Origin of the sequence: Streptomyces sp. NRRL F-2580, assembly GCF_000720115.1 — a bacterium.
Lineage (GTDB): Bacteria > Actinomycetota > Actinomycetes > Streptomycetales > Streptomycetaceae > Streptomyces.
Genome location: NZ_JOIR01000002.1, coordinates 189,441 through 200,563, shown reverse-complemented (window position 1 = coordinate 200,563; position 11,123 = coordinate 189,441). Strand labels below are relative to the sequence as shown.

The 11,123-nt window shown below is 74.4% G+C and carries 9 protein-coding genes; 2 read left to right on the top strand and 7 right to left on the bottom strand.

All coding sequences use genetic code 11. The annotated features are described in order from the left end of the window. The first annotated feature begins 58 nt into the window (after positions 1-58). A complete protein-coding gene (locus tag IF88_RS0102595; protein ID WP_030706897.1) occupies positions 59-520 on the top strand; it encodes a hypothetical protein in 462 nt (153 codons plus the stop codon). A 108-nt stretch (positions 521-628) separates the two neighbouring features. On the opposite strand, the gene IF88_RS0102590 is transcribed toward IF88_RS0102595, so the two are convergent. The 7 genes from IF88_RS0102590 to IF88_RS0102560 all read right to left on the bottom strand — a co-directional run bounded on the left by IF88_RS0102590 (position 629) and on the right by IF88_RS0102560 (position 10,035). Next, positions 629-2,833 (bottom strand): FAD/NAD(P)-binding protein, encoded by a 2,205-nt coding sequence (locus IF88_RS0102590; protein ID WP_030706896.1) that lies wholly within the window; start codon positions 2,831-2,833, stop codon positions 629-631. Positions 2,834-2,918: 85 nt separating this feature from the next. Next, positions 2,919-4,034, bottom strand: a complete 1,116-nt coding sequence (locus tag IF88_RS0102585; protein WP_051836330.1) for a 2-aminoethylphosphonate aminotransferase — start codon at positions 4,032-4,034, stop codon at positions 2,919-2,921. Beyond that, positions 4,031-5,194: a phosphonopyruvate decarboxylase gene (gene aepY / locus IF88_RS0102580; protein ID WP_234323420.1), complete on the bottom strand. Its 1,164-nt coding sequence runs from the start codon at positions 5,192-5,194 to the stop codon at positions 4,031-4,033. The genes IF88_RS0102585 and aepY overlap by 4 nt, the downstream gene beginning before the upstream one ends. Beyond that, positions 5,191-6,792: an isocitrate lyase/phosphoenolpyruvate mutase family protein gene (locus IF88_RS47130; protein WP_063754717.1), complete on the bottom strand. Its 1,602-nt coding sequence runs from the start codon at positions 6,790-6,792 to the stop codon at positions 5,191-5,193. Before IF88_RS47130 ends, aepY begins: the two co-directional genes overlap by 4 nt. Before the next feature lie 41 nt (positions 6,793-6,833). Beyond that, on the bottom strand, positions 6,834-7,505 hold the full coding sequence (locus IF88_RS0102570; RefSeq protein WP_030706892.1) for a 4'-phosphopantetheinyl transferase family protein: 672 nt from the start codon (positions 7,503-7,505) through the stop codon (positions 6,834-6,836). Continuing rightward, entirely contained in the window at positions 7,502-9,088 is a 1,587-nt protein-coding gene (locus IF88_RS0102565) for an MFS transporter (protein ID WP_030706891.1), read from the bottom strand. The genes IF88_RS0102570 and IF88_RS0102565 overlap by 4 nt, the downstream gene beginning before the upstream one ends. Further along, a complete protein-coding gene (locus tag IF88_RS0102560; RefSeq protein ID WP_037805437.1) occupies positions 9,085-10,035 on the bottom strand; it encodes a sterol desaturase family protein in 951 nt (316 codons plus the stop codon). The genes IF88_RS0102565 and IF88_RS0102560 overlap by 4 nt, the downstream gene beginning before the upstream one ends. 280 nt (positions 10,036-10,315) lie before the next feature. Between IF88_RS0102560 and IF88_RS0102555 the strand changes: the two genes are divergently transcribed. Continuing rightward, entirely contained in the window at positions 10,316-11,119 is an 804-nt protein-coding gene (locus tag IF88_RS0102555) for an alpha/beta fold hydrolase (protein WP_051836329.1), read from the top strand. The last annotated feature ends 4 nt before the right edge of the window (positions 11,120-11,123 follow it).

The following is an 11,123-nucleotide window of genomic DNA, read 5'->3' as shown; positions in this document are numbered from 1 at the left end:
GGGGCCCTGAGTATCCGTACTCAGGGCCCCTGCCCGTTCCTCTGAAAGGCTTCGCTCCATGAACAAGGCTTACGGCGTTGCCGGCGCCGCCCTCACCGGCGGCCTCACCGGGTGGCTGGCACTGGCCCTGTGGCAGTGGGCCGACGCCGAGGACAAGCGCAGCTGCGCGGACAGCACGTCGGTCTGTCTCACGTACTACCCGCTGACCGGCATCCTCTCGTGGGTGGTCCTGGCCGCGGTCGTCTTCGCCGTCGCCCTGCCCCTGGTGGGGGTGCGGCCGCGGAAGGCGGCGGCAGCGGCGTCGCTGGCCCTGCAGACCTGCGCGCTGGCCGTCATCGGTCCCTTCGCGCCGCACGACGCCCCCGACACCAACGCCCCGAACCTGATCGCCCTGGCGCTGGGCCCGGCGCTCGTCGGCGTGTGCGCGGTGCCGGCCTGGCGCCGCGCCGGGCTCGTCGCCATCGGTGTGCTGGTGGTGGCGGGCCTGATCGCCGTCGGCGTCGACAAGGACATGTTCTAGACCCGCAGCATGCTCCGGCCCGCAGCGCCGGCATGCCGAGGGCCCCCGCGTCACGCGGGGGCCCATCGGTGTTTCCGCTGGCCGCCGGGGAGGGGTCGGCGGCCCGGGTCAGCGGGCCGTGGCCCTCGGCCAGAAGCGGTCCAGCCACACCAGCGTGTCCCGCATGACGTAGTGGTCGGCGTTCGGGCGCAGCGCGGACAGCAGGAAGGACCGGGCACCCTCGGAGGGCACGCCCAGGACGGTGATCCGCGGGTCCGGCGTGCCGTCGGAGGCGACGGGGTGGAACTCCGGGGTCAGGTCGAGCCCGCCCGGCTGGAAGACCTCGCCGTCCGCGGACTCGTTGCGCCACAGCCGCACCAGGCCCCGGTCCAGCAGGTTCCGGTAGAGCGGCAGCACGTCGAGCCGCGGGTCGAAGCCGTGCATCCGGGCCTCGACCAGGACGTCGACGGGGCGCGAGAGGCCCGTGTGCGGGCCCTCCACCACGGCCTTGCCCGTGCTCTCGTCGAGGCGGACCCGGGCGTCCGGTCCGGCGCCCACGTCCAGCAGCCCGCAGTCGATCAGGGCGGCCAGCCTGGCCATGATCTCGGGGGCCGCGCCGTTCGCCAGCCGGTTGTGGTGGCGCACGTACCGCTGGAGGAAGTGCCGCTGGGAGGCCGCGGTCAGGCCCCCGTGGTCCACCGCGTACGAGAGGACCTGGCGCAGGTCGCGCCAGACGCCGTCGGCGGCCGCCTTGTGGGGGTTGCGCACGTTGCCCTGCCGGGCCCACAACTGGTCGCGCGCCATGAACGCGCGGACCGACGCGCGGAACTCCCCGGGGGAGCCGGCGGGCGGCACCGGGGAGACGGCGCGGTGCCAGTCGAAGCGGTTGCCGTGCAGATAGGTCTCCAGCCCCCACGCGGAGGAGAGGGCGTCGGTCACCGGGCCGGGCGGCAGGCAGCGGTCGACGTGGCGGCGCACCTCGGCCTCGGCCGAGGCGCCGTACACGGTCCGGGTCCAGTGCAGCAGGACGTCCCGCACCTGCCAGGAGACCGTGCCCTGGGCCGCGGACAGCGTGGACTTGCCGCGCAGGACGGACTCCAGGACGTCGGCGATCCCGTCCACCGCGCGCTCCAGCGGGGCGAGGAGGTGGCCGGGGCCGTCGGCGGGCGCGCCCGTCACGAAGGCCAGGTAGCCCGGCAGGGCGCGCTGGGTCAGCAGCAGCGCCGCGGCGGGGCCGAAGAGGGTGACGTAGTGCAGGTGGGCCATCTCCAGGACGACCAGGGGCAGCAGGTCCCGCTCGAAGTCCAGCTGCGCCCGCCCGGGCCCGCCGCCGGCCGGGGGCCGGCCGGCGTGGGCGCGCAGCTGGTCGACCGCCTCGCGCGTCAGGAAGGTGCCGGGGTGGTCCCCGGAGCCGTCGCTGGGCTTGTGGTTGTCGGGCCGGGCGAAGGTGAAGAGTCCGGAGCCGCTGAAGGCCACGACGGCCGCCGGCTCCCGGCCGCTCGGGCGGTAGACCAGGCCGGAGGCGTCCTCGTGGAAGGTGCCGCCGCGGCCCTCGGTCAGGTGCAGGATCGTGTCGATCGCGGTGAGCCCCATGCCGGCGCAGCCGACGACCGACTCCGGTCCGCAGCCGGCGGCGTCGAGCCGGTCGTCCAGCGGGTACGGGTGCGGGACGTGGCAGGTCCCGCCGGCGGGGCGGGCCGTGCGGCGGCCGTCGGCGGTGCGCCGCGGATCGTGGTACGAGTGGCCCGTCAGCAGCAGCACCTCGTCCGCGGGGCGGCGTTCGCCGTCGGCGGTGACGACCTCCAGCCGGTGGTCCGCGAGGGGGGCGAGGTCCACGACCTCCGCGTGGTGCAGGTGCAGTGCGGCGCCCGGGTGGCGGCGCAGGTCCGCGGCGAAGGCGCGGAACATGTCGCTCAGGGCGAGCCCGTGCACGTAGCGCTTGGGCCAGTCCTCCGGGCCGAGGTCGAGGTCCGGGTCGCCGGTCTCCTCGAAGCGGCGCCGGCACCACTCGTGCAGGGTGGGCCGCTCGGCGGCGGGGCGCAGCGGGCCGGCGCCGGTCACCGTCTCGTCGGCGGCGAAGCCCACCTGGGCGCCGATCCGGTTGAGGTAGCTGGTGCGTGCCTGGTCGGGGCTGTGCGCCCGGCCCGCGCCGAACGCGCCGGTGCGTTCGAAGAGGTGGACCTCCAGGCGGCGCCCCTGTCCGAGCCGGTCGATCGTCGCCGAGAGCCTCTCCAGGGCGTACGTGGCCCTGGGGCCGCCCCCCACCACGGCGAGCCGGTAGGGCTCCGCCGTCGCCGCGGGGCGGCCGGACGCGTCAGCTCGGGGGGTGGTCACGGGCGCCTCATTCGGTGGTCGGAACGGTTCTTCGGTGCCGGTCCGGGAGGGTGGCGGGTCAGCCCCGGGCCGGGAGGGTGGCGGGTCAGCCCCGGGCCGGGAGGATGCGGGCGAGCGCCGCGAGGAAGCGGTCGATGTCCTGCCCGGTCATCCGGCCCATGGTCGAGAGCCGGAAGAAGTCCGCCGCCAGCTGTTCCTGGGCGCTGTAGATGACGAACCCCTCGGCGCGCAGGCCCCGGTGCAGGGTGGCGTAGCCGGTGCCGGCCGGGATGCGGACGGCCGTGAGGGAGGCGGCCCGCTGTCGGGGCGGGAGCAGGAGCTCCAGGCCGAGTGCCTCCAGGCCGGCGCGCAGCCGCCCGGCGAGGGCCGAGTAGCGCGCGTGGCGGGCCTCCCAGCCCTCGGCGAGGGCCAGGTCGAGGGCGGTGTCGAAGGCGTGGAAGGCGGGGATGCCGGGGGTGAACGCCGGGGCCTGGGCCTTCTCCTGGGCGGTGTGGTGGCGGTGCAGGTCGAGGTAGTAGCTGCGGCGCGGGGCGTCGGCCAGCCCTTCGAAGGCGGTCTTGGCCGCGCTGACGAAGCCGAGGCCGGGGGCGCCCTCCAGGCACTTGTTGGCGGAGCCCGCCAGCCAGTCGATGCCGTCGGCGGCCAGCGAGACGCGTTCGGCGCCGATGCTGCTGACGGCGTCGACGACGACCTCGCGGCCGTGCGCGTGCGCGATCCGGGTCACTGCGGCCACGTCGTTGAGCATGCCGCTGCTGGTCTCGTGGTGGACCACGCCGACGTGGGTCAGGCCGGGGTCGGCGGCCAGGGCCCGGTCCACGGCCGCGAGGTCCACGGGCGTGGCCCAGCCCAGTTCGAGCCGGTGGCTGCGGATGCCGTGGGCGTCGGCGATGTGCCGGAACCGCTCGCCGTAGTGCCCGTTGTCGATGACGAGCAGGGCGCCGTCGTGGGGCACGGCGGAGCTGACGGCGGCCTCGACGGCGGCGGTGCCCGAGCCGGTGAGGACGACGGAGGTGTGCCGCTCGTCTCCGCCGGCGGCCAGGGTGGTCTTGTGCCGTACCCGGGTGAGCAGGTCGGAGAACTCCGGCTCGCGGTGGCACATGTCGGGTCCGGCGAGCGCCGCGCGCACCCGGTCGTCCGTGTTGACGGGACCGGGGTTCATGAGGACCAGCCGCTCCGGGCGGGCCGGTGTGCTGTCGTTCATCGGGCGATCGCCTCCTTGAATCGGGCTGCCGAGGCGGGCGGGGCGAGGGCCGGGCGGCCGAGGTTCGGGTCCGAGCCGGGGGCGATGCGGACGCGGATCAGCTGGGCTCCCCCGTCCCGCTGCGCGCGCGGTACCGCGGCGCGCAGGGCGTCCGCGTCGGCGACGTCGTGGGCGGCCCGGTAGCCGCAGGCCGTGGCGATCGCCGCGAAGTCGACGCCGGCGGAGGCGGTGGGCTGGCCGCCGGTGGACTCGTAGGACTCGTTGTCCAGCAGGAGGTGGCACAGGTCCGTGTCCCTCTGCCGGCCGATGGTCGCCATCGCCTCCAGCCGCATGAGTGCGGCGCCGTCGCCGTCGAGGACGGCGACGCGCCGGTCCGGGGCGTGCATCGCCACGCCGAGGGCCACGCTGGAGGCGCAGCCCATGGAGCCGACGACGTACAGGTTCTCGGGGCGGTCCCTGTCCCGTTCCAGTTCCCGCGCGGTCTTGCCGGTGGTGGCGACGAGCAGGGTGCGCGGATCCATGGCGGAGACGATGTGGCCGATCGCCTCGGCCCGCTTCATCAGCCGCGGGCCGGCCGGGGCTTCGGCCGTGGCCGCGGCCCGGCCGGGGGCCTCGTACGGGGCGATGGCGCCCTTGGGCACGATGAAGGCGAACGGCAGTCCGGTGGCGGCCATGTGGGCGGCGGCCGCCTCCAGCCGCCGCGCGAGGAGCGCGGGGTCGTCCGGCAGCACTTCGTTGCGCACGCCCATGGACGTCAGCAGGTCGGGGGTGATGCGGCCCATCAGCTCGTGCTGCGGCTCGTCGGGGTGGCCGGGGCGGCCGCGCCAGGTGACGAGGAGCAGGACCGGCAGGCGCAGGGTGTGGCAGAGGGAGGTCAGCGGGTTGACGGCGTTGCCCAGCCCGGAGTTCTGGAGGATGACCACCGGCCGGCGCCCGGCGAGCACGGCGCCGGCGGCCAGGGCGACGGCTTCGCCCTCGTTGGCCGCGATGACGTACTCCCCCGGGTGTTCGGCCTCCAGGCAGGAGATGACGGGGCCGAGGAAGGAGCAGGGCACGCCGGTGAAGGGGCCGTGCCCGTGCCGCCGGAACAGTTCGACCAGGGTGCGCGGTTCCAGGACGCCCTGGGTCGCCGTCGTGGGCCGCGTGGTCGGCGCGCTCACCGGCCGCTCTCCCGGGTGGCGAACAGCTCGGTGGCGCGGCTGACGTCCTGCGGGGTGCGCAGTTCCAGCCAGCCGGAGGCGATCTCCACGGCCCGGACGCGGTGCCCGGCGGCGAGCAGGTCGGTGAGCAGGTCGGCCAGGGTGGCCTCGGAGCCGTTGGCGCGGCGCTTCTCGGCGACCTGGCGCAGCGCGGTGAAGCCCTCGGCGGAGAAGGCCGCGGCGCCGGCGAACTCCCCGTCCGCGACGGGTCCGGTGGCGGCGAGGACCGCGCTGCCCGCGGCGCCGCCGATGCGCCGGCCGTCGCGGGCCGCGGAGTCGAGGGCCAGCGGCAGGGCGTCGGTGCGTCGCGCGGCGCCGGACCCGGCGGACACGTCGACGAGGACGGCGAGGTCGCCGCCGGCGGCGACGAGCCGGCGCAGCGGCTCGCCCTCCACGAACACGTCGTCGGAGACCAGCACGGTGCCCGCGAGGTAGGCGTCGTCCAGTGCCAGCACGGCGCCGGCGGCGTCCGCCCGCGCGGGCAGGAGCACGACGTCCTGCGGGGCCTCCTGGGCGTGGCCGTGGGCGCCCGCCGTGGCCGACACCGACTCGATGTCGGCCCGGCGCAGCGCGGTGCTCTGCTCGGCCAGCAGGCCGGCGCCGGGTGCGGTGGGCGGGCCGGGGACGATGACGGCGCGCGCCCGGCTCGCGTACGGGGTGATGTACGCGGCCTCGTGCTGCTTCTGGAGCGACATGCCCTGGAGGTCGAACACGGTGGCCAGCGGGGCGATCCGGTCCTCGATGCCGGTCGTGCGGTCGTCGCGCAGGATCGAGGCGAAGGTCTCGGTGACGGCGGCGATGCCCGCGCGCAGGCCGTGATTGGCGTAGATGACCATCTTGGCGCCCGCCTCGGACAGTTCGGTGGCCGTGATGGTGTGGTAGGTGGTGGGGACCACGACGACGGGGGTCGGCAGGGTCCAGCGCTCCAGGAAGCGCAGCACCGGCTCCGGCGAGCTGCCCTTGGCGTGGATCAGCACCGCGTCGGCACCGGCCGCGGCGTACGCCTCGCCGCGGCGCAGGGCCTCGTCCATGCCCCAGCCCGCGATGAGGGCCTCGATCCGGGCGATGACCATGAGGTCCGGCGTGGTCTGGGCGGCCTTGGCGGCGCGCAGCTTCCCGCAGAACTCGGCGATGGGGGCCAGTTCCTGACGGCCCGGGATGAAGCTGTTGACCTTCGGGAAGCGCTTGTCCTCGATGGAGACGCCGGCGAGGCCGGCCGCCTCGTACCGGCGGATCATGTTCATGACGTTGTGGGCGTTGCCGTAGCCGGCGTCGCAGTCGGCCACGACGGGCACCCCGACCGCCGCCGCCAGCGAGGCGGCCGTGGCGAGGAGTTCGCTCATGGTCAGGATGTCGGTGTCGGGCACGCCCTGGGAGGCGGAGACCTCCAGGCCGCTGGACCAGACCCCGTCGAAGCCGGCCCGCTCGGCGAGGCGCGCACCGAGCGGGTTGTGCGCGCCGATGATGCGTACGGTGCCCGGGCGGGCGAACAGTTCCCGGAGCTGCCGGGCTCCGGAGGTCCTGTGCTCCCCGCGTGCCCCTGTCGTACCGGTGGTCATGCCTTCTCCTGTAGTCCGCGTGCGTGCGTGTGGGGGGGCGGTCAGACGGTGGCGGCCGTGATCACCAGCCCGTCGGCCACCAGCCAGCGCCCGGTGAAACGCCGTACGGTGCGGCCGGCCACGACCGGGCCCTCGACCAGCAGACGGGCGTGGAACTCGCCGCCGGTGGCGGCCGGGCCCGGTGCGGGACGGAAGCTGAGTTCGGCCTGGGTGAAGTCGAGCCAGCGCCCGGTGAGCGGGAACCACGCCTTGTAGACCGATTCCTTGGCGCTGAAGAGGACCTTGTCCCAGTGCAGCCCCGGCCGGTACCGCGACAGGGCCCGCAGCCGGCCGCGCTCGTGCGGGAGCGCCACCGCCTCCAGGACCCCCGGGGGCAGCGGGACGTGCGGTTCGGCGTCGATGCCGAGGCCCGCCAGCTCCGAGGACCGGGCGGCGGCCGCCGCCCGGTAGCCCTCGCAGTGGGTGATGGCCCCGGCCACCCCCGCCGGCCACAGCGGCTCCCCCGAACCGCCTACGGGCAGCGGCCCGGCGGGCACGCCGAGGCGGTCCAGCGCACGGTGCGCGCAGTGCCGTCCGGTGGCGAAGGCCCGCCGGCGGCCCTCGGAGGCCCCGGCCACCGCGGCCAGCTCCTCCGGGTAGAGCGAGTCGGCGGCGGTGACGTCGGCGTACTCCGCCGAACTGGCCACGCCGGCGGGCAGGATCCGCTCGATCACGTGCCGTGCCCTCCGTCCGCGCGCCCGCGCCCCGCGAAGAGGCCGGCGAAGGCACCCAACGCGGCCACCGCCGCGGTGGCCAGCAGGGCCTGCTGCATGCCCTCCAGGAACACCGACTGGGCGATCCGGGTCAGGACGGCCTGGGCCGCGTCCACCGACCCGGGATCCGGTGCCAGGCCGACGGCCGCCCTGCGGACCACCTCGTCCATGGCGCCGGGCGCGACCGCCACGGACTGCGCGGCCAGCCGGCCGGGCAGCGCCGAGGCGCTGTGCGCCGCGACGACGGCGCCCACGACGGCGATGCCCAGGCTGCCGCCCACCTGCATGGCCGTCTGCTGCATGCCGCCGGCCACGCCGGACAGCTCCACCGGCGCACTGCTGATGACGAGCTTGGTGGCGCCGACCATCACCGGGCTGAAGCCCAGCCCGAGCAGGAAGAAGCACAGCGTCATCTCCAGGGTCCCCGACTGCGCGTCGAGCCGGGACAGGGCGCACATGGCCACGGCCGTGACGGACAGTCCGAGGACCACCGGGGTCCGGGGCCCGGACCGGCTGATCCACATGGCCGCGGGCGGTGCGCCCACGATCATCAGCAGGGTCAGGCCCAGCACCCGGACCCCCGAGTCGGCCGGGGACAGCCCGAGCACGTTCTGCAAGTAGAAGATCAGGACGAACGGAGCGCCGACCATGACGAAGGCCATGGAGAGCAGCGTCAGCACGCCGACCGTGAACCGTCGCGACCGGAAGAGGCGGGGCGGCACCAGGGGATCGCCGGCGCGCCGCTGCCACCAGGCGAAGAAGCCGCCGAGCAGCAGCGCCGCGGCCAGCAGGGCCAGGGTCCGGGCATCGGGCCGGCCCTGGTCGGCGACCGTGGCCAGGCCGCCGACCAGCAGGCACAGCGCACCGCCCAGTACAGTCATGCCCAGCAGGTCCAGCCGGCCGGGCGCGGCCTCGCCGCGCGTGTCGCGCAGGACGAGGACGCCCAGGGCCAGTGCCACAACGCCCAGCGGGACGTTGAGGAAGAACACCCAGCCCCACGAGGCGTGTTCGACCAGCAGGCCGCCCACCACGGGTCCGGCCGCGGTGGACGCGGCGATCACCGAGCTGCGCACGGCGATCGGCATGTTGAGGCGTTCGGCGGGGAAGGCGGTGCGCAGCAGGCCGAGGGTGGCCGGCTGCATCAGCGCGCCGAACACCCCTTGCAGGACGCGCAGGCCGATGACCCAGCCCAGGCTCCCGGAGGCGCCGATGGCCACGGAGGTGGCCGTGAAGCCCGCGGCTCCGACGAGGAAGACGGTGCGGTGGCCGTAGCGGTCCCCGAGCCGGCCCGCGGCGATCAGCAGGGCGGCGACCGCGAGGAGGTAGCCGTTCGTCACCCACTGGATGCCGGTCAGGCTCGCTCCGAGGTCGTCCTGCATGGCCGGCTGGGCGACGGTGACGATCGTGCCGTCGAGCGAGACCATCATGGCCCCGACGGAGAGGGTCAGCAGCGTCAGCCAGGGGTGGCCCCGCACCCCGCGGCGCGGCGGGGACGCCGCGCCCTGCCCCTCGGCGGCCGCGGTGTGTCCGTTCGCCCTGCTCATGTGAGGAGTTCACCCGGCCGGCCCGCGGCCGCCCGCCCCGACGTCTCGCCGGCTCCGTCGCGGGTGCCCGCGTCGCGCCGGCCGGCGCCGTCCTCGGCGGGCTTCCAGCCGGGCGGGCCGAAGACGTAGCCGAGCTTGTGGCGCAGCGTGCTCGCCCCGCGCACGTCACGGAACATGTTGCCGAACTCGTGCACCTGGATCTTCCAGATGGAGAAGGTCTCGATCTGCTTGGTGAGGCCGTACGTGGGGCGCTGCACCTCGGGCTGGAACGTGCCGAACATGCGGTCCCAGAAGATCAGGATGCTGCCGAAGTTCTTGTCCAGGTACTCCGGGTCGTTGCCGTGGTGGACGCGGTGGTGCGAGGGCGTCACGAAGACGTACTCGATGAAGCGCGGCAGCTTGCCGATCTTCTCGGTGTGCGCGAAGAGCCCGTAGACCAGGTGCACCGAGTGCATGGTGAAGACCAGCGCGGGGTGCACGCCCAGCAGCGGCAGCGGAAGCCAGATCATCTTCTCGAACCACTGGGCCCACTTGCGGCGCAGGGCGGTCGAGAGGTTGAAGTACTGGCTGGAGTGGTGGACCTGGTGGCCGGCCCAGATGAGCCGGATGCCGTGCGCGGCGCGGTGGTACCAGTAGAGGAGGAACTCCACGCCGAAGAAGAGGAACACCCACGTGGTCCACGACGTGGACGACAGGTGCCACGGCGCTATGTACTCGTAGACCAGCAGGTACAGCGCGAGGGCCACGGTCCGGAGCACGGTGGAGGAGAACAATGCGCCGAATCCCGTGAGGATGCTCGCCCGGTGGTCCCGGAGGTCGTAGCCGGGGCGCTCGTCGTGGTCGTCGCCGAACTTGATCGCCAGCAGCTCGATCACGATCAGCAACGCCATGGCGGGCAGGGCGTAGACCGCCGGATCGTGCAGCCGGTCCATGACCTTGTCGAGCATCGCTCTCTCCTTGATTCGGCTTCCGCAATAGCCTAAACACGCTCTCCAAAAGCCCCCTAAAGGCCGCCTTAATTTCCTTCTTGACCTCAGGCAACTGCCGTGCGGACAGAACTGTTTAGTCTCGTTTTAGTCATGCCCGGGTACGCTCGCCGTCGGCTCGGGACAATTCCGCACTTCGCGTGGGAAGAGAAAACCGGCCGCGTCGATCGAAACTCGCAATTTCCGGATCGGCGCCAATTGTTCGAAGAACCGGCCGAGGCGGTCCAGGAACGGGGTGCGGATGAGCGGCAGTCGTCTTGCGGTCCGGCTGGAGCGGCCCGCCCGCGGCGCCGGCCCGGTGCGCGTGCTCGCCCTGCACGGGCTGGCGGCGAGCGGGACCACCTGGCGGTCCTTCTCCGAACTCACCTCACCCGCCGTCGAGTTGTGGAACGCGGAGCTGCCCTGGGGAACGGCCGGCACGTCCGCGTGGAGCCACCGCGGAGACCCCGCCGAGTGGATCGGTGCCGCGCTCGGCCGGGTGCCGGGCGGGGCCGACGTCGTCGTCGCGCACTCCTTCTCGGCCGTCCTCGCCCTGGAGTACCTCGCCGGGAGCCCGCGGGCCGAGCGGCCCCGCGCCCTGGTCCTCGTATCGCCCTTCCACCGCAGGGACCCGGCCGACTTCCACTGGGACACCGCCGGCCACTACCTCGGCATCTTCCAGGAGGTGTTCGAGGAGGCACTGCGCATCGCGTCCGTCCGCGAACCCTCCCCCGAGACGCTCCGGGACATGGCCGTCCTCGTGCGCGACCGCGTGGGTCCGTACGGCTGGCTGCGTTTCTGGGAGAGCTATCTGCGCAGCCCCTTCGTCGACGTACGGGGGCTGGACCTGCCGGTGCTCGTCGTGGCCGGGGAGAACGACCGGTTCGCCGCGCCGCGGGACGCCGCCCTGCTGGCGGACGCCCTGCCGCAGGGACGGCTGGAACTGCTGCGGGACTGCGGCCACTTCCCGATGACCGAGCGGCCGCGGCCGTTCGCCGACGCGGTCCACCGGCTGCTCGCCGACCACCTCGCCGCGCCGTCCGCGCCTCCCACGAAGGCGGGTTGACCCC